Genomic DNA, 23396 nt, shown 5'->3' on the forward strand with positions numbered 1-23396 from the left:
ATTATTGCTTATTATTCGTAAATCCCAATCTAAATAAAATCAGTTTTATGATCAATTTCATTTTAGAATTCCAGTCTGTTTTAAAATGATTATAAAGTATCTTATTTATTATACTATTTGTACTATTTAATTTTGGGATTTTATATGTATGTGTACCTGTGTAAATTTCCTGGACTGAAAAAAAATCATCTTCCATTGTTCCGCAATTAATTCCACTACCATCATGTCCCATATTTCGGACACGACTAATTACTGGGAATACAGAAACCATTTTATTTAAAAACTGATACATACAGATATACGTATCTCCATGTATTTTTTGAATATTATGCATATGCAACAAAGCAGGAACGTAGTTGTTTGCAATTTTATCCAATTGAACTACCTTTCTATAATCATGCAAAAAAGTCTTTACATCAGAATGTACAGTTTCTTCTGTCCAATTCACGTTAACAAATTTAGAACGCCAAAAGCCGACACCCCATGCTGAATAACCTGTCCAGAGATAAACTTCGTTTTCATACGATTTTGGTATTTCAACCGGATAATTATATCCACAAACAGAAAAAACATCTAAACTATCTTTATAAGTCTCAAAAGATTTATTCATAAATAGTAAAAAATCAGTCGAGAAAACATTGTCGTCCTCTGTTAAAATTAATGTCTCATATTTTTGAAACAAAAAATCAATGGCTTCATGAATATTCTGATGAGCACCATAATTATGTTCTCTTTGTAGAACATTAACTGATTTGAAACCGTCTATTTTCTCAATAAATCCTTTTATCTTGTTGTAACCATCATAATGCTGCTCTTTTAAAGGATAATCTAAAGCGATGTACAAATCTGTTTCTGAACTTAATTCACATTGTAAAAGCGAATTAACGCAACTGGAAAAATGATCAAATCTATTTAAAGTAGGAATTAATAGAGGTGCGTAAAGCTTATTCATTTATAATTTTTGCAAAATTTAAAATTTTAATTTCATTGCCGGAACACCGAAGACAACAGTCTCTTCTTTTACATTTTTCACAACCAAACTGCAGCTGCCTACTGTTGCTTTTTTACGAACAATAAGATTAGGCAAAACAGTTGCTCTGGTATTCAAACATACTTCCTCTTCTAAAACGACATATCCTCCGGTAAAACTAAATGCATTAATATGCGACCATTTTCCAATTTTTGAATCATGTCCTATTGCGACAAATCCCTGAATTGTGACAAAATCGTCTAGCACACAATCATTACTAATATTTGAATACATAAAAATGATTATTCCTGTCCCTAATTTTACATTTGAAGTAAAAATTACTGTAGGATGAATCAAATTAATAAACTTTCCTCCTTTTGATAATATAATCTCTACATAATGTTTTTTCCATTGAACACTTCCTAGTGCACAAATAAATACATCATTTTCCTCAATTTCATAATTTTCTACGGAAGAAATAATAGATGGATAATTTTCAAAACCCTCAAGGGCATCAGATTTATCATCCAAAAAACCTTTTATAGTATATTCCGAATTATACCCTGAACATTGTTTGGCAAGACCACAGACCTCACGTCCATAACCTCTAGCCCCTATAATAATTAAATTCTTCATTGATTAAATATTAGGTTACATGCTGCCCAAGAATAGCCCACGCCAAAACCAGCTAATATTACATTATTAACGGCTGTTAGTTTTTCTTGTTTCTGCGCTTCATAAAGTGCTATTGGAATTGTAGAGGAAACCGTATTTCCGCAATCTTCCATAGCTATAAAAAACTTTTCTTCATCTATTTTTATTTTTTTTCTCAAGTGATTTAGCATATATTTATTTGCCTGATGAAAAATAAATAAATCAACATCTTCTTTTGAAAGATTCGATTTTTCTAAAATAGAATTAGTAAGTTGGGGAACAAATTCTCCAGTAAAATTAAAAATCTCAGTACCATTCATGTACAAATTTTTATCATTTCGAACATTTCCAAATTCGTCTGATATATCTTCATTTTCACTTGAAACCGGATAACGCAAACCACCTTGTTTTACAATCAAATTTTCAGCTCCTTTACCATCAGTCCCAAAAACAAAATTATCAAGTTCACAGAATCCTTTTTCACTAGTAATTAGAGTCGCAGCTCCCGCATCACCAAAAATTGTTTTATTGCTTTTATCTTTTGGATGAATGAACTTTGAATAAGTTTCGGCTGTAATTAATAAAACATTTTTTGCCATTCCGCCCGAAATTAACCCTTTGGCCAAACTCAGTCCGTAGACAAAACCAGAGCAGCCCAAATTAAAATCAAGAGCTCCGATAGATGTATTTAAACCTAATCGTTCCTGAATAATACAAGCAGTTGTTGGTAAAAAATAATCTGGACTTTGTGTACAAAACAATAAAAAATCTATAGTTGATTTATCAATATTATGTTCTTCAAATAACCGATTGGCCGCTTTTACCGCCATATCAGATGAAAACTCATCATCAGCGCTGATATGTCTAGAGTTAATTCCAGTTTTTGAGCTGATTTTTTCAATTTCCCATTCCGGAAATTCCTGATTTATCAATTCATTAGAAAGAATTGATTCAGGCAAATAATACGATATGGCTTTTATATTAGCTTTCATTTTTCAGAAATTTTAAATATGAATTTTGAAAATGATGTACTCTTTCTTCTTCATCAGATAGTTTTCCAGATAAATTAGTGTGCCTCACACCTTCCTGAACAAACTGGCAGACTGTTTTATCTTCATCAAAAACCTGTCTATTAAAAGCTATTAAAGATTCCTCAAATGCTTTAATAACTATCGATTTTGTCTCAGATTCTGAAAGAGCAGTAAACACATAACTAGTAAATCTTGTATTGTCGGCATCAAGAGGTTCTATTAATGAGTAATTAAATGAAACTCCATGTGTACTAGAAATCAATAGATTTGGAAAAATTAGTATATGTTTATATCCATCTATTTCATAGTCTCTAGGTGAATAAAAAGAATTAATTTTCTTATACCCCCCTTTATCTTTTACGATATTAAGTTCACTAGTCCAGCTTGAATTTTTTTTGTCGAAACTAAAATCTAATCCCGAAGGTTCTAATTTTGCAAGAGTCTCTGCATGAACTAAGCCAACATGATAACTTTCCAGTGTGTTTTCAACAATTACTTTCCAGTTTGCCTTTATTTCCATAGAATTCGAATCAATCTTAGTTCCTAAAGTCAGCGACATAGATTCTAATTCTTTATAAAAAACACCTATAAAGTCTTCTAAAGATTCAACATTTTCATCTAATGAAACAAAACATAAGTTACCACAAAATGAAACTTTGAACTCCTTTAATTTCATTTCGCAGAGTTCTTCTTTAGTAAACTTTTTGAACAAAGGTTTTTTAGGAATTCCGCTTGGAATTCCTTCTTTATCATATGCCCATCCATGATAAGGACACAGTAGAGGTCTGTTACCTGATTTTTCTTGTTGAAGTATAGAAAATCTATGAGAGCAAACATTTAGAAATGATTTTACAGTGCCTCGTACATTTTGAACAACGATGGGAGTACCTCCAATTTTTAAGGTAATAAAATCATTGTCATTTAAAAAATCACTTTTAAAACCTACAAAATGCCATACTTTTTTAAAGAGCATTTGACTTTCTTGCAAAAAAATATCATTATCGTAATAATGAAAAGCAGGTATGTTTGAATTCATAATTTTTATTTTAATGTGAATCCACCATCAATTGTCAAATCAGATCCGGTCATCCATTTACTCATGTCGCTTAAAAGATACATCACCAATCCGGCAACATCTGTAGTTTCTCCATATCCTAAAGGATATTCAGATTCTGCTTTTTGAAGTTCTTCTTCAGAGACAACATCATTTGCTTGTTCTGTCATTGCTGTTTTTACAATTCCGGGACAAATGCTGTTGGACCTTATTCCTTGCGAAGCCAATTCTGAAGCAAGTACTTTTGAGAAGGCAGTTAATGCCGCTTTTGAAGAAGCATACATGGCTGTTCCGGCAACACCTAATTTTGAAGAAATCGATGATATAAAAACCAAAGATCCTTTTTTATTCAACAGTTTCTTTTTAATTAATTTTTGGCTTAAAATTACACTACTGTCAAAGTTCACAGAAAAAGTAGTGTCGATTTTATTGTCGTTCAAAAACTTAACAGGCATATATTCTACGATTCCCGCATTAAAAACAACTCCATCATAAGCAATACTCTGTGAAATTAACTGATCAATATCTTCTGAAACCGAAAGATCAACAGTATGCATAGTATGCCCGTTTCCTGTTAATAATGAAATTGTTTCTTTTAGTTTATCGGTGTTTCTCCCTAGAATTGTAACAGTCGCTCCTAATTCTGAAGCCATAATTGCTATTGCCCTTCCAATTCCGGACGATGCACCTGTAACTAATATATTTTTATCTTTTAGTGTAATCATTTTATAGTTCGATTAAAGCTAGAGATTCTATTTTACACTCCTCAATTAATACTGTTCCCCAAGACAATCCAACACCAAATCCGCACATTAATAAATTCGAGGGCTGGTTTATAATTTTATCTTTCAGTTCAGACACTATTGTCAGAGGTATAGTAGCTGAAGAAGTATTTCCGAAATGTTTTAATGAATATGGTACTTTATCAACAGATAATTTTAATTTTTTTGCAATCATTTTATTCATCATCATATTAGCCTGATGGAAAATAAAATAATCCACTTTTTCCTTATCAATTTCAAATTTTTCGATTAGTTTGTTTACTGTTTTGGGTGCTTGTGATATCCCAAAACTAAAAACATCCATACCATCGAGAACTAAATCGCATGAGGTTCTACTTATTCCTTCTTCAATTTCATTTTTTACTAACGAATCGGCATTAATTCTTTTTCTCGAACCGCCATCTGGAACAATTATAGCTTTGTAGCCAGCACCATCAGTTCCTAGATCAAAAAATAACTTTCCAGCGTTTTTGTCCAATTCAAGTGCAGTTGCACTTCCAGCATCTCCAAAAAGTGGTAAGGTGCTTTTGTCTGTATTCGAAACGATTTTACTTATTGTATCTCCGGCCAATAAAAGCCCTTTGCTTATGCCTGAAGCTTTCATCATTCCAGCTATTATAGATATACCATATACATAGCCGGAACACCCTAACGGAACATCAAACGCAAGACAGTTTGTAGACAACCCTAATCGATCCTGAAGAATTGCAGCCGAAATAGGCAAAATGTAATCGGCTGTTTGAGAAACGAAAACTAATATTTCAATTTCATCTTTTTGCCAATTCAAGTCTTTGATTAATTTTTCGGCAGCTTCACAGCACAAATCAGATGTGCAAATATCCTTTGACGCAATTCGCCGTTCCTCAACGCCAGTTACCTCAATAAACTTTTGTATATCTTCCTTTGTTGAAATATTCAAATCAATGTTGTATTCCTTATTTTTTGGAACACAACAAGAAATACCTTTTATCGCAACATTGTCTAGTGAAAAAGCTGCCATTTTATTTATCCTTTATTTTTTATTGTCTCGAAGATATCATTTATAGAATTTGAAGATTTAATATCATCTCCCGTCAATTTAACTGAATATTCCTCATCAGCCATAGCAATAAGTGACAAAGCTGTTAATGAATTCCATTCGTCCAAATCTCTAAAAATTGTTTCTGGTTGAATTAAAGCTGGGTCAGTATCATCAAGAATATCAATGAAATTTTGTAAAAAAATTGAAATATCCATAAAATATATATTTTTAATTATTAGTATTTTTAATTATTCTGTGTTCTTAATATTAGTCTACAAATCAAATCAACTTCCTCAACGGTCAAGTCATGATACAATGGTAAACATAGTACTCGATTAGCAATTGAATTTGTAATTTTTAAATCTTGGGCTTTCAAATATGGCAAAGAATTAGCCAAAGAAGGATAAAAATAACGACGTGTAAAAATTTCGTTTCCGTCTAGGGTGCTTTTTACTTTTAATAATAACTCTTCGCTTTCAAAAACTAGAGAATAATACGAATAGTTTTCATTTGAACCCAGATGCCAACTAGGACGGAATGCTTTCAAAGATTTTAATTTAAGATTATATCGCTCTGAAAGTTTTTTTCTTTGAGAACTTATTTCACTGATGTAGTTTAAATTTAATAATCCCATTGCTGCGTGAAATTCTGAGTTTTTACCATTTATACCCAGTTCAGCAAAGCTATCAAATCCTGAAATCCCAAAATTGCGGATATAGGCCAGTTTCTTCAATAAGTCACCATCTTTAGTAATTAGCAATCCTCCTTCAGTAGAATGATACAGTTTTGTTGCATGTAAAGAACAAGTTGATACATCACCGTATTCAAAAATAGATTTGCCATTTACAACGACTCCAAATGCATGAGCTCCATCATATATTACTTTCAAATTATGTTTGATGGCAATTTTTTCTATCGCTTCTACATCACATGGATTACCATATACATGAGTAGCCAATATAGCTTGTGTTTTATCAGTAATAGCCTCTTCAATTTTAGAAGCATCTATATTTAGTGATTTAGGATCAATATCTACAAAAACAGGTGTACAACCTTCCCAAACAATACTTGAAGTTGTAGCAACAAAAGAAAAAGGTGTTGTTATTACTTCACCAGTAATATTCAATCCTTTTAGGGCCATTTGCAAGGCAACAGTTCCGTTAGTTACATATAATAAATGCTTTATGTTTAGATATTCTTTAAGATTCATTTCTAATTCACTGGCCAAAGGTCCCATGTTAGTTAGCCATTGTCTTTTCCAAATTCCATCAATTAAAGCCAAGTACTTATCCTGTGGCGGTAAAAAGGGTTTGGTAACTGGTATCATATCTTTAATTTTTAAATTAAGTCTAAAGCAATTCGCTAATTATTTTTCGTACTATAACCCAAATAAGAGCAAAAAAACCAAATAAAAATCCGCCAAAAACCAATCCTTTGGCTTTTCCAAAACGTTCTTTATGTAAAGGCAAGATTGGTCTATCAATAATTTGAATCAATGGAGTTTCTTTTCGTAAAGTCACTTTCGCTAATTCTGACTGTTTCACAAGCTCTGTTAAAATAGCGGTATTTGCCTGAACGTCTACTTGTCTTCGTACAGAAGGCGCTCTACGAACATTAAGAGCTGGATTCAGGTTAAATGTATTGTCATTTGCAACTGCTACTCCAGTAATTGCACCATTTAATTCAGCACGCACAGAATCAACCTGACGTTCTAAAATTTTCATGTTCATACGTGCCTTTTTGCTCTTAGTCTCCACGTAAAATTTACCAACTTGTCTAGCAAGGGCTTCACAGAAGTAAAGAGAAAACAACTCATTATCTGATGTCACATCCATTGTAATAATGGATATTTTTTTATCCTTTTGAGCAACATGCAAAGAATTCATAGATAAATTCTCATAGATTACACCAAAAATGCTATCATGTATTCTTGTGAAATAATTTCGATTACTCCCAGGTAAAAATTGTATGTTTTTAAATTTCGGATTATCGTTCCATTTTTCTCGCCATTCCTTATTTTGAATGTACATCTCTGCTAAGGATATTTTTTTATTATTGACTGTAACTGGAGTCAATAATGTTTTTTCTACCATTGTTCGAGACTTAAATAGTTCCGCTAAATTAGAACTAGAAAACATACTACCTCCACCGCCGCCAACATCAATACCAAGCGAACTTGCTAATCCAAGAGCTCCACCTAAACCGCCACCTTGTTTTTCATCTTCTAATGCAAATGTTAATGTTGCAGTATAAACCGGTTTTTGCATTAAAGAATAAGTTATCCCCAATGCTCCACCGATTATCCCAGCTAAAACAATGAGCTTCCATTTAGAAAGTAAATAATTACTCCAATCTTTTATTTTTTGAATCAACTCCTTTAATGGAATCTCCTCATTAACCCCTAATTCTTTTTCCATTAAATAATACTATTTAAAAGCTGTGACAATTAATAAAGCTAAACTAGTCAGTACACTACCAATACTTACCCATTCTCCTGTACTCATTTTCTTTCCTTCAGGCTTTTCCGGAACCACAATTTGGGAATCAGGTTCAACCTTTGGATATGATCTAAAGAACAAGAAGGATTGTGTTACTGACGCTTTTCCATTTGGATAAATGATATATGCTTTTTTCTTCCATCCTTTATTATCAACTCCACCAACAGCATTTATGTAATATTTAAATCCTTTTCCGCTACGGTATGGAATTTCGGAAGTTAAAAGTACATTACCCGTAACTTTAACTCCTTCATTATAAACCGCAACCTCGATTTCATCACCTGGAAACAATGTAACATTTGAATAGTGATTTTTATCTTTTACTATTTTCTCCCAATTAACTGGAATAGTAGCATATTTTAAATCTTCTTTTAATTTTTTGGTAAGTTTTTCTTTTAGAGTATCATTTTTGGATAAATTCAAATCAACACTTTCAATCTTTTCAATTTGCTCTTGCTTGATTGGTCTTTTGATTTTCATTCCATCTAAATTTGCTATCGAAGTCAATCCGCCAGCTCTCATTACAACATTATAAACAGTTTCTTTTTTATTAGCTAAAACATATTTTCCTGGATATCCAACTGCACCGCTTACTGTAACCATCTGTGGTTTTTCGTAAACTGCCATTTTTCGAATATTAATAACATCAAATGGTTTTAAAATAAAATTTTTCACCTGTTCATTGTTATCGGCGGTAATCTCAAGTTCAATTAACTCAACACGTTTAGGATCAGCGTCGTCTATTACATCAGACTTTACCATTCTTGCAATTTCTACTCGTTTTGATGCAGAACCCGTTAATCCTCCAACTTGAACAACTAAATCATTTAATGTTAGATTTTCAAAATATTCATATTCTCCAGGGTTTTTAACTTCTCCATCAATTGTTACTTTATATTCTTCCCTAAAATCTAATATTGAATATACTGTAACAATATCTTCTCTTTTCAGTTCAATATCAGCATTTAAGTCCCCTGATAATGCACTTGCTAAATCTACATTTACAATTTCGGTAGTTAAATCAGTTTTTAAACGAATAATTCGTGCTCTTTTCGAATATGCATCTTCTTTAAGTCCTTCTGCTCTAGTAATAAGATCAGAAATTCTCATTCCCTCATTAAATGAATAATAGTCTGGTCTAAATACCGCACCTTCAATTTTGATACGATTTTCGAAGCGATTTAAAATTTTAGTTACTTTAAAAACATCTCCAGATTGTGGTACATAAGTATTATAATCACTTTCATTAATGTCGTGCACCTTAAACTCTTTTCCCGTTTTCTGCAAAACATTTACAGAAGCTGTGTACGCAAATTCATTAAAGCCAGATGCAAAATTTAATAAATCGGAGAATTTTTCGCCCTTTTTCATTTCGAAAATTCCTGGTCTTTTTACTTCACCCTCTACAACAACTCTTTGGCTGTAAGCTGGAATTCTGATAACGTCATTGTCTTTTAAACTCACATTATCTGACTGATCTCCTTTTACCAAGAATCTATAGATATCTATATTTCTATAAACTTTGTTATTTCTTATTAATTCAATATTTCTATAACTTCCGTTTTTTCCTGGTCCTCCAGCTAAGTGCAATGCGTTATAAACTGTAGCCAATGATGATATTGAATAATTTCCAGGTTGTTTTCCGCCCACGATTGTTACTTTGATAGTACGGATTTGACTTAAACTAATACTAACTTGTGACTGACCTGATCTAACTGTACTGTAAACTCTCGCTATTGCAGCTTTTATTTTTTGAGTTGCCGCTTCAATTGACATCCCTGAAACAGAAATCTGTCCAACATAATCAATAGTAACTTTTCCTTCTACACTTACCGGAATACTTGCGCTATACTCCTGAACTCCATATACACTTACCTGCAATTCGTCACCAGGCCCTAAAACATAATTCATTGGAGTTGCTAATTTTAAATCTGGTTCAAAATTCAATGTCGGATTATCGAATAATTCAGAACCAAAAATTAACGCATTTATCGAATCCTTTACTTTATCGTTTTTGATTTTTTCCTGTTTTCTACCGAACTCTGAATCTTTATCATTTTTCTTTAACTTATTTTCATTGTCAGTATTTTTATTTTTATCAGAATCTTTAGCATTCTTTTTTTCATATTCTGTAAGCTTGATCCTTAATTTATTAAACTCTGTTTGAGTCATACCTTTAGACAAAGCCATTGGTTCAACCTGATCAAGTGTTGCATTGTTGCTTTTTAACTGAGCGCTAATTTTTGACAAATCATCATCTGACAAATAATCAACTTTTATGGTACTCAAATCCTTAGACTTAAGTAAATCCTGAGCATGTCCATTGAAAGACATTAATAAAATAAAAAATAATGTAAGAACGTAAGTTATCTTTTTCATTCGGCTATAGTTTTAACTTTTATATATCGTTAAAATAAATTTTTAGATTTATGAATATTGTTTTTTATAATAATCCTTATATGAACCTGATGTAACATTTTTCAGCCACTCCTCATTATTTAAATACCAATTAATAGTCTTTTCCAATCCTTCTTCAAAAGTAACAGACGGTTTCCACCCTAATTCCTTATTGATTTTTGACGCATCAATTGCATAACGTAAATCATGACCAGGTCTATCTTTTACATAAGTAATTAGTTTTTCAGATGTTCCTTCTTCTCTTTCCAGTTTACCATCCATAATTTGGCATAATAATTTAACCAAATCAATATTTTTCCATTCATTAAACCCTCCAATATTGTATGTTTCATGATTTTTACCTTCATGGAAAACTAGGTCTATTGCAATGGCGTGATCTTCAACAAAAAGCCAATCACGAGTATAATTTCCATCTCCATAAACCGGCAGGGCTTTATTATTTATAATGTTATTTATAAATAGGGGAATTAATTTTTCAGGAAAATGATAAGATCCATAATTATTTGAACAATTTGTCAAAACATAAGGCAAACCATAAGTTTCGCCATAAGCTCTAACGAAATGATCAGAACTAGCTTTTGAAGCGGAATAAGGAGAATTAGGATCATAAGGTGTTGTTTCTGTAAACAAGCCTTCCGCCCCTAACGAACCATAAACTTCATCTGTACTAATGTGGTAAAATCTTTTGCCTTCAAAATTATTTTTCCATTGATTTTTAGCAGCGTTCAACAAATTCATTGTTCCAATAACATTTGTTTTAACGAATGCCAATGGATCTTCAATTGAACGGTCTACGTGAGATTCTGCAGCTAAATGTAAAACTCCATCAAAATTATGTGACGAAAAAAGTTCATTTATAAAATTTTCATCTACAATATCTCCCTTTACAAAAGTGTAATTAGGTTGATTTTCGATGTCTTTAATATTTTCTAGATTTCCAGCATAAGTTAATGCATCTAAATTAAAAATTTGATATTCTGGATATTTATTCACAAAACGTCTCACTACATGTGACCCAATAAAACCAGCGCCGCCAGTGATAAGAATTTTTTTCATTTTAATTTTAATTTAGTTTAGTAATTCAGAGTTTAGTTTTTCTAATTCGCTGTAAATATCTTTTACATCTTGCGAGTTTTCTTTCTGCAAAATCAAATTAGCAGAATCTGTATGTACGAAAATAGTATTTTTTAATCCAAGAAAAGTTGTATGCAGATTACATCCAATTACCATATTTCCGTTTTTATCAGTTGGATGACCTTTGGATATCAGATAATCATAAACCGACTCAAAAGACCCTAAGTCAGACCAAGAGAATGATGCTGGTACTACTTTTATTTTCTTACTACGTTCCATTACAGCATAATCAATACTGATTGATGGAATCTCTAGAGATAGATTTAAATCTAAAAACCCATCTTTACTTTTTTCCCAAACTTCTTTGGATTTTTCATAAACATCAGGCTGAAATTGTTTTAATTCATCTAGAAGAACACCAGCCTTAAAGCAAAACATCCCACTATTCCATAAAAAATTGCCTCTTGCTATAAACTCTTTAGCCGTAGTTTCGTTTGGTTTTTCACGAAATGATATTACTTTATCTCCTTTTGATTCAATATAACCATATCCAGTTTCAGGTTTAGTTGGAATGACGCCGAAAGTAACAATAAATCCTTCATTTGCTTTTAAAATAGCTTCATCTATCGCATTATTATAATTTTCCATTAAATCTATAATGTGATCAGAAGGTGTAACAATCAAGATGTCATCCGGATCAGACGCAAATGCAGCAAAAGCAATTGCAGCTGCAGTATTTCTGGGAGTTGCCTCAACAATATTAGTATATAAAGTTTTAGATTTATCCATTACTTTTCCACTTAAATGATGATTATCAACATTTCCGACAACCATAACTTTATTTGCTAAATGACTATTACGATCTACTGTCATTTCAAATAAAGATTTCCCTTCAAATATCTCTAAATATTGTTTTGGCTGGCTTTTACGAGAAAGAGGCCATAATCTGCTCCCTACTCCGCCAGTTAAAATTACATGTGTAATTGTTTTATTTGTACTCATCATCTATAAATAAAAAAATCCAAGAAGTGTCTATAATCTATTATCAGCGATAGTGCCTAATACTCCTTTTACATCGTATAATAAACTATTATCTTTCTGTAACTCTGAAAAATTTAACTTTAAAAACTCGGCATGTGCAACACCAAGTACTATTGCATCAAATTTTTCTTTTGGAATTGAATTTATGGTAGTCAATCCATATTCTTCTTTTACTTCCTTAATATTTGCTAATGGATCAAATATTATTACTGCTATTCCATATTCTGTCAATGATTTTACAACATCAACAATTTTAGTATTTCTGACATCTGGACAATTCTCTTTAAACGTTATACCCAACATTAAAAGATTAGCTCCATTGACAGAAATACCTTTTTTTATCATCAATTTTACTACTTGCGAAGCAATGTATTCACCCATGCTATCATTTAAACGTCGACCGGCCAAAATTATTTCGGGATGATATCCAAACTCCTGTGCTCTTTGAGCTAAATAATAGGGATCTACGCCAATACAATGTCCTCCAACCAAGCCTGGTTTAAAAGGCAAGAAATTCCATTTCGTAGCTGCCGCCGCTAATACTTCCTGAGTATCAATATTCATTAAATTAAATATTTTGGCTAATTCATTTACAAAAGCAATATTAATATCTCTTTGAGAGTTTTCAATAACTTTCGCTGCTTCGGCAACTTTTATTGTTGGAGCTAAATGCGTACCCGCAGTAATTACAGATTTATAAAGAGCATCTACTTTTAAACCTATTTCCGGCGTTGAACCAGAAGTTACTTTTAAAATTTTTTCGACAGTGTGCTCCTTGTCTCCGGGATTAATTCTTTCAGGAGAATATCCCGCATAAAAATCAATATTTAATTTCAGGCCCGAAACGTTTTCTAAAACTGGCACACATTGTTCTTCAGTAACACCTGGATAAACAGTTGATTCATAAATAACAATATCTCCTTTTTTTAATATTTTTCCAACTGTTTCACTTGATTTGTATAAGGGAGTTAAATCAGGACGATTATTTCTATCAACAGGAGTTGGGACAGTAATTATAAAATAATTACAATCAGCAATATCTGTTGAAGAACTTGTACAATACAGTCCAATTTGTGAATTAGGTTTATCAACTAATACTTTTTGTAAATCATATTGATCAACCTCCAGAGTAGAATCTATTCCAGATTTTAAGTTATCTACCCTCGATTTATTAATATCAAAACCCACAACTGGATATTTTGTAGCAAATAATCTTGCTAAAGGGAGACCAACATAACCTAAACCTATAACAGCTATTTTTATGTCTTCGTTCATTTAAAAAATATTAGCTTTATTCATAACAACACATGGCTTCGCCATTCCAAGTCCCATTAATATGCTTGGTTTACTAAAAAAGTATAATCACGGCAAATATAGCACATTCAATCAATTTATTCAACACGGTTTCCCGTAATACTTAGAAAACAAAAAATAAGAAAATCTTTAAAAACTCAACTAGTTATCTGTCAGACTGTAAAAAAATACGCCATAAAAAAAACAGAAAATAAAACCTTAATTTTTATTGATTTTATCCTCTGCTTTTTTTTAAAAAATTTTATCATTTATTTGTATTTAACCTTTAGCACACAACCTAAAGATTCTAATACCAAAATATAATGCGTTTTTGAAATTTCCTGAACAATTGCATCTTGATTACTAAAAGCTCCTGATTCAAGCTTTATCCGGTCTCCCACTTGAATTGATGAAACTGAAACATCACTTACATTTGTCGCGTTAAGACTCGATTTAATTATACCAATTTCTTCATCACGGACAATTGCAGGTTTTCCAAGCCAAAATAAATACCTAACAACACCTGGAATATTAAAAACGGAATTTCGATCTATTTCTGAAAGTTGAACAAATACATAAGAGTTAAAAAGAGGAACCTCAATTTTTTTCTTTCTGTCTGACCATTGTTTTACTTGGGTAATTAATGGGCAATAGCATTCTACACCTATTTGAGTCAGCCTCTCTGCTACTTTTTTCTCCCATTTGGGCTTTGTATAAACTACATACCAATTCATAAATTAAACACTATATTGAAACAAAATTCCATTCATACTTCATTCATTCTATAATACTAAATCTTAATTCAATATTTGGCTTTTACATTTATGAACCAATTCCTTTATAAATAAACCCTATTGACTCTAACTCTTTTGCATTCAAAACATTTCGTCCGTCAAATATAAAAGCAGGCTTATGCATTGCATCGTAAATCTTTTGCCAGTCATAAGAGACAAATTCATCCCATTCGGTCAAAATTGAAATAGCATGTGCTCCTAAACAAGCTTCATAAGGATTATCAAACGCAGTTAGCGCAGCATTATTTTCTTCATCTGTTCTAGTTTGCAAATAATTTAAATCAGTTAACATTTTACTTCCTGAAACTTTAGGATCATATACTGATATTTTTGCCTGCTCATTAATTAAATCGTCAGCAACGTAAATTGCAGCTGATTCACGGGTATCATTCGTGTCTTTTTTGAAGGCCCAACCTAAAAATGTTATTTTCTTATCAGCGACAGTGTTATATAAAGTCTGAACAATTTTATTAGAAAATCTTCTTTTTTGATGGTCATTCATTATGATAACCTGTTCCCAATAATCAGCCACTTCATTCAATCCATATGATTTCGCTATGTATACTAAATTCAAAATGTCTTTTTGAAAACAAGAACCTCCAAATCCGACTGAAGCTTTTAAAAACTTTGGCCCAATTCGACTGTCCATTCCAATCGCTTTTGCAACTTCACTTACATCAGCTCCTGTCTTTTCGCATAATTCAGACATTGCATTTATTGAAGAAATTCTTTGTGCTAAAAATGCATTTGCCGTAAGTTTCGATAATTCTGAAGACCAAACATTTGTTGTTAAAATTTTATTTTTATCGACCCAGTTCGCATAAACATCAACTAAAGCATTTATTGCCGATTCACCCTCTGGAGTTGTATCTCCACCAATTAAAATTCGATCAGGATTCAACAAATCTGTAACTGCAGTTCCTTCTGCTAAAAACTCAGGATTAGACAAAATCTGAAATTGCACACCATTTCCTGTATTATCTAAAATACTTTTTATAGCTTCGGCTGTTCTTACTGGTAAAGTAGATTTTTCTACAACTATCTTATTTTCCTTTGCTACTTTTGCAATTTGTCTGGCGCACAATTCAATGTATTTTAAATCAGCTGCCATGCCTTTACCTTTTCCGTATGTTTTCGTTGGCGTATTAACTGATATAAAAATCACTTGGGCTTCATCAATTGCTTTTTCAACATCTGTCGAAAAGAAAAGATTTCTTCCTCTTGCTTCATCAACAATTTCAGATAAACCTGGTTCGTAAATAGGAATATTATTAGTATCTGGATCATTCCAGTCTTTGATTCTTTGTTCGTTCAAATCGACAACTGTCACTTGAATATGTGGACATTTTTGAGCAATCACTGCCATAGTTGGACCTCCAACATAACCTGCACCTATGCAACAAATTTTTGTAACTTTCATTTATTATACTATTAACTTAGTCTATTTTTATTTTAAATTATTCCAATACCAGTTTACCGCTTCCTTCAAACCATCTTGTAAAGAATATTTTGGATCATAACCTAGCATACTTTTAGCCTTATCAATACTTGCCAACGAATGTGGAATGTCTCCTGCTCTATTTTCTCGATAAATAATTTTGACATCAGCAATTTTCGAATCAAATTCTGAAAGATATTCTTTTAAACATTCTACCAAATCATTCAATGTATTGCGTTCTCCAAATGCTGTATTGTAAACTGTATTAGTAGCCTCAGTATTTTGGATTTTAATCGCCAAGTCATTCATCTGAATTACATTTTCGATATAGGTAAAATCCCTTGAATAATTTCCATCACCATTTATCACAGGGCTTTCATATTTTATCAACTGTTTTACAAACTTTGGAATTACTGCTGCATAAGCTCCTTCCGGGTCTTGTCTCTGTCCAAAAACATTGAAATATCGTAAGCCAATAGTTTCTAAACCGTATGTTCTACTAAAAATTTCAGCATACAATTCATTCACATATTTAGTTATGGCGTATGGTGATAATGGTTTCCCTATAATATCTTCAACTTTAGGCAATCCTTCAGAATCTCCATATGTTGACGAACTTGCAGCGTAGATAAAACGTTTAACTTTTTCATCTCTGCATGCGACTAGCATATTTAAAAAACCGGAAACATTTACATCATTTGTCGTTATTGGATCATTTATCGAACGAGGAACAGAACCTAATGCCGCTTGGTGCAAAACATAATCGACTCCTTTCACGGCTAAAATACAATCTGTTAAATTGCGAATATCACCTTCAATTAATTCAAAATTTGAATCTTCAATAAAATTATCCAAATTATGACGATGTCCAGTTGAAAAATTATCTAGACAAACTACTTTATCACCAAGCCTCAAAAAATATTCACACAAATTTGAGCCAATAAATCCCGCACCTCCTGTAATTAAAATAGTCCTTTGAATTGATGTTCCCATTTGAATCAAATTTATTTTTTCAATTTATTTAGAAAAGTTTTTATTGATTTCTTTTTTTCTTCCTCATCCAGATATCCGTTAGAATAATCTCCATAACCATATCCGTAACCATAAGCTGAACCATATTTTGCTTTGTTTTCATATCCATTGAAAACAATACTTGCATTACTTAGTTCACCTCTCTTAACTCTGGTATTCAACAACGTTATCATATCTTTTTTAGTATAATTCTGTCTCACGATATACAAAGTTACGTCTGAGTATTGAGATAATTCTAATGCATCTGAAACTAAACCTACAGGAGGTGTATCCAAAATGATATAATCGTATTTATTTTTTAATTCTTCAATTAATTCTCCCATCGCTTCACTCAAAATCAACTCTGATGGATTTGGAGGAATTGGTCCAGAAAGAATAACATCAAGATTTGGAACCTCTGTAGAATTCGTAATTTCACTCAAATTATTTTGTCTAATTAAATAATTCACAACTCCCGTCTGAGTAGTTAAATTAAATTCATCTGCCAATCTTGGCTTTCTTAAATCCAAACCTACAATAACCGTTTTCTTTTCGCTCAAGGCAAAAACTGTTGCAATATTTATCGAACAGAATGTTTTTCCTTCACCACTTATTGATGAAGTTATCATTAAAGTTTTTGAACCACTTACCTGCCGTTTTTTATACAAAAATTGCAATGAAGATCGAATTGCCCTAAAAGCTTCAGAAAGTGCCGATTTAGGTTTATCGAAAACAGCGAGATTAACCCCTCCTTTATTTACACCGATTACACCAATTATTGGTATTTGACTCAACTTTGTAAGCTCCTCAGTGTTTTGAATGGAATTATTAATAAAAAAAATCAGTAAAACAATTAACAAGGGAATCAGTATTCCTAAAAACAGCGCTAATATATAATTAACAGAAGTTTTAGGACCTACCAAAGCTCCTCCTATTTCTTTAGCCGGATCAATAAAATGGATGTCAGATAAATTAGATGCTTTTACAATTTCTGCTTCATTTCGTTTTTGAAGAAATGTTGTATAAATATTGTCGTTTAAATCATATTTTCTTTTTATCTTCAATAGCTCCTGTTGCTCTTCTGGCAACCTTTTAACTGTATTTTCCGCTTCTCCTATTTTAGCATTTACTAACGATAAATCATAAACGAGAGATGCTTTTGCAGAAACAATATTTTCAAGCAAAACGCTTTTAAGCGCCTCCATTTGATTATCAAAATCCTTAAAAATCTTATCGCTTTTAACGGCATATGCCATTTCTGACCTTTGAGTTGAGAGCGCAATTAGCTTCGAAATATTTGTCGCAATATTCGGGTCCTCAATTCCTGCAACTGATGGTGCTGGTAATCTCGAATAATCAACACTGTTATTTAGATACGATTTTAGTGAATTATAATATGTAATTTTTCTGGCGATCTGATCTCTTTCGACATCAAAATTCATTATTTTGTCAGAAACCTTCGCCCCTCCATCTTCTATTTCATAGATATTTTTATCTTTTCTAAATGATTTTAACTCATTCCCTGTTTGCTTTAATTGCAATTCCATAGCAACTAAAGTACTATCAATAAATTTAATCGTATTGTTTGCAAATTGATTTTTCCCATCCAATTGAATTTTGATCAACATTTTTACTGTTGAATTAAGATACTCAACAAGTCTCGCTTTGTTTGTGCCTTGCATTCCCAAAGTCAAAATTGAGCCGCCCTTATCATCAGAACCAACACTTATGCCTTTGTAACGGGAAACTGTTCCATCAAAATCATTGAATTTGACAAAATACTCGTTTCCTATATACAAACCCGGATTATCATTAATTTGCAATTCCCAATTTAAAAAAGGCAAAGAAACGCGTTCACCAACTTTGTACCTTTTTACAAATTCTACAGGCTGAACTGCTGTTTTAGAATATGAATTTTCAGCATAATTAATCAATGAAACCGAATTATTCTCAAAAGGAATATGTATCTCATATACATTTGCACTGATAAATTTAATTTTTATCAAGGTATTTGCAAGCTGCCCTCTAGATTTATCGATATCAACATAAAATGGCACGCTACCATAAGCATCAATTAAATTGTATTCACCCATGGTTAGGTAATCAATATAATATTGAAGTTTACTAACTACTAACTCATTATGAGATCTTGACTGTAATATTGTTGTTATTCCATTTACCTGATCTGAAATTCCTCCCCAATTAAAAACCAAGCTTGTATTTGAGGTAAAAAAAGGATTGCTTTCTTCTTTAATCGAAATCAAAGTCTGCATTCCATAAATTTTTTCTTTACGAATATTTACCTGATATGCAATAGTAAACGCGATAATTAAACTCACTAAAAACCATTTCCAATAGCTAAGAATTTTTAGCAACATACCTTTAAAATCAAAACTTGAATGATTTTCAAAAATCGACAAATCTTTTATATCTAACATTTTCGAGCCTAATTTTTAGTTTTGATTCTTATTTTATAATTAAATACACTGTTGTTGCCAGTGACAATAAAGTAATAATTGTACCTATTGACTGTATTCCCGTTTGCCCAGTTCCCCATGTTTTTTGTCTCAATGGCTTGACATAAATATAATCATTAGGTTGTAAGTAATAGTAAGGAGATTTCATGACGTTCACATCAGTAAGGTCAATCTCGTTCATTTGAACTCCGGTAGGTGTTTGTCGAATTATAGTCACAGATTTTCTATCTCCCACTGTATTAATATCTCCAGCATTTGCAACAGCTTCCATAATATTCACATGCTCTTGAAACATTGTTTTTGTACCTGTGCTTCCAACCTCTCCATTTATTGTATATCTAAAACCCGCTAATTTTATTGTCACAAATATATTAGCATCTGTTTTAAAATATTCTTCAAGCAATTTTTTCTCAATTATCACTCGAACTTCTTCCAGAGTATAACCAATAACATTTATTTCGCCTAAAATTGGAATTCGAATATTCCCATGATCATCAACTGTAAATCCGTCAAAATATAAGGCAGCCTCAGATCTTCCGGTTGTTAGAGATGTACTCTCTGTTTTATTAAAAATTGCAACTAATTTAGGGTCTATGGCTTTTAAATTAATACTTAAAACATCATTAACCTGAAGCCTGTAAGGCTTAGTTTCAACTACTGCAACAGTATTTGAGTCTTCAGAAGAATTTTTATCCTGCAGATATACTAAATCTTTTATAGGAATACATGAAGTAAAAAGCATACTAATCAGCAACAGGATATAAAAACTATTTTTTGTCATTGTTAAAATTTTATCGCAAATATAGCTTTTCCATTTAATCTTCGGAAAATCTATATTTCAATTGGGGTTTATTTAATTGTTCTTGAATGTTTTTTCAAATGGAACGCGATGCAAAATACTTCTGCCGAGAGTAACTTCATCAGCATATTCCAATTCGTCTCCTACTGATATTCCTCTTGCAATCGTAGAAATTATAATTTGAAATTCTGCAATTTGTTTATAGATATAAAAATTGGTCGTATCACCTTCCATGGTTGAACTTAATGCAAAAATGATTTCAACAACTTTTCCGGATTTGACTTTTTCGACTAAAGTTGAAATATTTAACTGACTTGGACCAACACCTTCAATTGGAGAAATTTTTCCTCCCAACACATGATAAATCCCTTTATACTGACCCGTATTTTCAATAGCCATAACATCACGAATATCCTCAACAACACAAATAGTCTGATGATTTCTAGATGAATTGACACATATTTCACACACTTTTGTATCTGAAATGTTATGGCAATTTTCACAAAATTTAATATCCTCACGCATATTTAAAAGTGCCTGAGACAAAAAGCCTGTTTGCTCCTTTGGCTGTTTAAGCAAATGAAGAACTAATCGCAGAGCTGTACGTTTACCAATACCAGGCAATTGCGACATTTCATTAACCGCTTTCTCTATTAATTTTGATGAAAATTCCATGACGACAAAAGTAACATTTTTAACGGTATCAGCATCTTTCAAACAATTAAATTCAACTCTAAAAGAAATAGGGATTTATCTTGTTTCTATCTGCCAATAAAAAACAAAACTTCCCAATACAATTGGAAAGTTTTAAAACGCTTTTTTTCGATTAATATTGGTTTGTAGCCAATAAAACTAATGTACAAGCAACTTCGACCTCAATATTATTCAACTCTAGTAATTGATACAATTCAGGGTTCTCTGTTCCGGGATTAAAAATTACTCTTTTAGGTTGTGCTTCAATTATATAATTATAATAATCACGTTGACGAGATGGGTTTAAATACAAAGTTACTGTATCGATATTTTTTACAGGAATTGCTTTTGTATGAATTTTTACACCAGCTACCTCTCCAGTATTTTGACCAATTGCTAATACTGTGTGCCCTTTTTGAGTAAGCATATTTATGGCTCTAAATGCATAACGATCTGGTTTTGTTGTAGCACCTAGAAGTAATGTCTTTTTATTTTTCATCTTTTTAATTTAAAGTGCAAAAGTAGTTAAAAAGAATGAGGTTAACTTGTCTTATAAATTCAGAATATTGACTCTAAAAAAATAATATCATAACTCCGTTTTAGCTGTCAATATAAAAAAATAACTACTTTTACTTCACTAACCGAAATTTTATGGATTTATTCATTTACTTATTTGCCGCACTTTTTTCCGTTTTAAACCCAATTGGCACTGTACCGATTTTCGTTGGATTAACACAGCACGATTCACAAAAAGAACGTTCAAGAATTTCTCTATGGACCGCAATAAATGTTTTTATCATTTTATTGGTATCTTTTTTTATCGGTCAATATGTTTTGACATTTTTTGGGATTAGCATTGATGCTCTTCGAATTGCAGGCGGAATTGTAATTGTGAATTCTGGCTTTTCATTGCTTTCGGGAAAATTTAATAAAAAACGAGGAATAAATAAAAAAATTGAAACTGACGCACAGCAAAGAAACGACATTGCCTTGACGCCATTAGCAATTCCAATGTTAGCGGGACCAGGTTCAATTTCTCTTCTAATTGCTTTTTACCAAGAACATCATGAAATGAATGAAATCATTATTTCATGTCTTGCTATTTTAGCAATTGGAGTCAGCATTTTTGCCATTCTAAAAAGTGCACATTACCTTGCCCGCATACTAGGTGCATCAGGAATTGTTGCAATTTCCCGAATAGTTGGATTCATTGTAATTTCTATCGGAATTCAATATATCGTAAGTTCTATTGTAAATATTATTAAAGGAAACTTTTAATCTAAAACTTTTTAAAAAATAAAAAAAGGGATAAAACTTTAAACTTTATCCCTTCTTTATTTATTTAAAAACCTGTTTTTTTTTAATTCCTTGGCAAGAAAACTTCAGCCATCATGCAGCGTGCGCTTCCACCGCCACAAGCTTCAATTGTATCCAAGCTCGAACTTAAAATTTCGGCGTGTTTTTCTAATTGTGCAATTTGCTTTGCAGTTAAACTTTGATGAGCCGATGCACTCATAACAATATACTTTTTATCGTTTGTCCCTCTAACTTCCAACATATTTCCAGCAAAATTGTTTACCTGATCTTCTGTAATTAAAATGATTTCTTTTTTGTCGTCTCTCAAATTATCCAAAACCATTTTTCGTTCTTTTTTATCATCGATGCAATCTGCACAAATAACCGCAAAAGTTTCGCCCAAACACATCATCACATTTGTATGATAAATGAGTTTTCGTTCTCCGTCAACAGTCTGAAAAGCTTCAAAAATTACAGGAGCATAATCAAAATCTTCACAGAATTCAATAAATAATTCTTCATCGGCACGAGGCGACAAAGCGCAATACGCTTTTGCATTAGCACGGTCTAAAAGAAGACTCCCTGTTCCTTCTAAAAAATAACCATCATCTTCAGCAGAAGTGTAATCCATTATATTTGATATTTCAAAACCCTTTTCTTCCAAAGTGTCCAAAATATCTTCGCGACGTTCTTGGCGTCTGTTTTCAGCAAACATCGGATAAAGTGCTACATCTCCATTTTCATGAAATGAAACCCAGTTATTTGGAAAAATACTATCCGGAGTATCTGTTTCCAAAGTATCTTCAATAACTGTAACATCTACTCCAACCACTCTAAGTTTTTCAACAAAAGCATCAAATTCCTGCTGTGCTTTAGCATTTACAGTACTTGGTAAAAGTCCGTCTAATACTTTTTGATAATAATTATTTACGGCAGTCTGTTCATTCATTCTGAATGCAACAGGCCGAATCATCACGATTGCATTTGTTGTCTGTTTCATGATTTTATATTTTTTTGTTTCAAGTTTAAGGCTTCAAGTTTAAAATTTAGCG

The 23396-nt window shown here is 31.9% G+C and carries 22 protein-coding genes; 1 reads left to right on the top strand and 21 read right to left on the bottom strand.

All coding sequences use genetic code 11. The features are described 5' to 3' along the window. Position 1: 1 nt before the first annotated feature. From GQ47_RS15870 to GQ47_RS15965, 20 genes are all read right to left on the bottom strand, one after another. Entirely contained in the window at positions 2–952 is a 951-nt protein-coding gene (locus tag GQ47_RS15870) for a hypothetical protein (protein ID WP_035650393.1), read from the bottom strand. 18 nt (positions 953–970) lie between these two features. Then, positions 971–1606 (bottom strand): acetyltransferase, encoded by a 636-nt coding sequence (locus tag GQ47_RS15875; RefSeq protein WP_035650394.1) that lies wholly within the window; start codon positions 1604–1606, stop codon positions 971–973. Then, entirely contained in the window at positions 1603–2616 is a 1014-nt protein-coding gene (locus tag GQ47_RS15880; protein ID WP_035650395.1) for a ketoacyl-ACP synthase III, read from the bottom strand. Before GQ47_RS15880 ends, GQ47_RS15875 begins: the two co-directional genes overlap by 4 nt. Then, the gene (locus GQ47_RS22925; RefSeq protein WP_051951588.1) at positions 2606–3691 is read right to left on the bottom strand and encodes an aromatic ring-hydroxylating oxygenase subunit alpha; all 1086 of its coding nucleotides are present in this window, start codon (positions 3689–3691) and stop codon (positions 2606–2608) included. Before GQ47_RS22925 ends, GQ47_RS15880 begins: the two co-directional genes overlap by 11 nt. Positions 3692–3696: 5 nt before the next feature. Beyond that, positions 3697–4434, bottom strand: coding sequence for an SDR family NAD(P)-dependent oxidoreductase (locus GQ47_RS15890; RefSeq protein WP_035650397.1), 738 nt, complete (start codon positions 4432–4434; stop codon positions 3697–3699). Between the two features lies 1 nt (position 4435). After that, positions 4436–5491, bottom strand: a complete 1056-nt coding sequence (locus GQ47_RS15895) for a 3-oxoacyl-ACP synthase III family protein (RefSeq protein ID WP_035650399.1) — start codon at positions 5489–5491, stop codon at positions 4436–4438. 5 nt (positions 5492–5496) lie between these two features. Continuing rightward, on the bottom strand, positions 5497–5727 hold the full coding sequence (locus GQ47_RS15900) for a phosphopantetheine-binding protein (protein ID WP_035650400.1): 231 nt from the start codon (positions 5725–5727) through the stop codon (positions 5497–5499). A gap of 29 nt (positions 5728–5756) precedes the next feature. Further along, a complete protein-coding gene (locus GQ47_RS15905) occupies positions 5757–6839 on the bottom strand; it encodes a DegT/DnrJ/EryC1/StrS family aminotransferase (RefSeq protein WP_035650403.1) in 1083 nt (360 codons plus the stop codon). Between the two features lie 22 nt (positions 6840–6861). Beyond that, on the bottom strand, positions 6862–7929 hold the full coding sequence (locus GQ47_RS15910; RefSeq protein ID WP_035650406.1) for a Wzz/FepE/Etk N-terminal domain-containing protein: 1068 nt from the start codon (positions 7927–7929) through the stop codon (positions 6862–6864). 9 nt (positions 7930–7938) lie between these two features. Then, entirely contained in the window at positions 7939–10389 is a 2451-nt protein-coding gene (locus GQ47_RS15915; protein ID WP_035650407.1) for an SLBB domain-containing protein, read from the bottom strand. A 48-nt stretch (positions 10390–10437) separates the two neighbouring features. After that, positions 10438–11484 (bottom strand): dTDP-glucose 4,6-dehydratase, encoded by a 1047-nt coding sequence (gene rfbB / locus GQ47_RS15920; RefSeq protein ID WP_035650409.1) that lies wholly within the window; start codon positions 11482–11484, stop codon positions 10438–10440. Positions 11485–11496: 12 nt separating this feature from the next. Continuing rightward, the gene (locus GQ47_RS15925) at positions 11497–12504 is read right to left on the bottom strand and encodes a mannose-1-phosphate guanylyltransferase (protein ID WP_035650412.1); all 1008 of its coding nucleotides are present in this window, start codon (positions 12502–12504) and stop codon (positions 11497–11499) included. Between the two features lie 30 nt (positions 12505–12534). Then, positions 12535–13818 carry a nucleotide sugar dehydrogenase gene (locus GQ47_RS15930; RefSeq protein WP_035650414.1) on the bottom strand — a complete coding sequence of 428 codons (1284 nt, stop codon included), beginning with the start codon at positions 13816–13818 and terminating at the stop codon, positions 12535–12537. A 287-nt stretch (positions 13819–14105) separates the two neighbouring features. Continuing rightward, positions 14106–14570: a UpxY family transcription antiterminator gene (locus GQ47_RS15935; protein ID WP_035650416.1), complete on the bottom strand. Its 465-nt coding sequence runs from the start codon at positions 14568–14570 to the stop codon at positions 14106–14108. Positions 14571–14658: 88 nt separating this feature from the next. Next, entirely contained in the window at positions 14659–16050 is a 1392-nt protein-coding gene (locus GQ47_RS15940; protein WP_035650419.1) for a UDP-glucose 6-dehydrogenase, read from the bottom strand. Positions 16051–16077: 27 nt separating this feature from the next. Next, positions 16078–17061, bottom strand: coding sequence for an SDR family oxidoreductase (locus tag GQ47_RS15945; protein ID WP_035650422.1), 984 nt, complete (start codon positions 17059–17061; stop codon positions 16078–16080). 11 nt (positions 17062–17072) lie between these two features. Further along, on the bottom strand, positions 17073–19517 hold the full coding sequence (locus GQ47_RS15950; RefSeq protein WP_035650425.1) for a polysaccharide biosynthesis tyrosine autokinase: 2445 nt from the start codon (positions 19515–19517) through the stop codon (positions 17073–17075). A gap of 28 nt (positions 19518–19545) precedes the next feature. Then, the gene (locus tag GQ47_RS15955; protein WP_035650428.1) at positions 19546–20337 is read right to left on the bottom strand and encodes a polysaccharide biosynthesis/export family protein; all 792 of its coding nucleotides are present in this window, start codon (positions 20335–20337) and stop codon (positions 19546–19548) included. A gap of 72 nt (positions 20338–20409) precedes the next feature. Then, a complete protein-coding gene (gene recR, locus GQ47_RS15960; RefSeq protein WP_035650738.1) occupies positions 20410–21030 on the bottom strand; it encodes a recombination mediator RecR in 621 nt (206 codons plus the stop codon). A 151-nt stretch (positions 21031–21181) separates the two neighbouring features. Continuing rightward, complete coding sequence (locus tag GQ47_RS15965) at positions 21182–21547, bottom strand: CoA-binding protein (RefSeq protein WP_035650431.1); 366 nt, start codon at positions 21545–21547, stop codon at positions 21182–21184. Between the two features lie 152 nt (positions 21548–21699). On the opposite strand from GQ47_RS15965, the gene GQ47_RS15970 reads away from it, so the two are divergent. Next, positions 21700–22326: a MarC family NAAT transporter gene (locus tag GQ47_RS15970; protein ID WP_035650433.1), complete on the top strand. Its 627-nt coding sequence runs from the start codon at positions 21700–21702 to the stop codon at positions 22324–22326. A gap of 82 nt (positions 22327–22408) precedes the next feature. Here GQ47_RS15970 and ctlX read toward each other — a convergent pair whose 3' ends face one another. Continuing rightward, positions 22409–23344, bottom strand: a complete 936-nt coding sequence (ctlX, locus tag GQ47_RS15975; protein WP_035650435.1) for a citrulline utilization hydrolase CtlX — start codon at positions 23342–23344, stop codon at positions 22409–22411. Positions 23345–23396: the final 52 nt, after the last annotated feature.

The sequence above is a fragment of the Flavobacterium sp. ASV13 genome, assembly GCF_000745775.1.
Lineage (GTDB): Bacteria > Bacteroidota > Bacteroidia > Flavobacteriales > Flavobacteriaceae > Flavobacterium.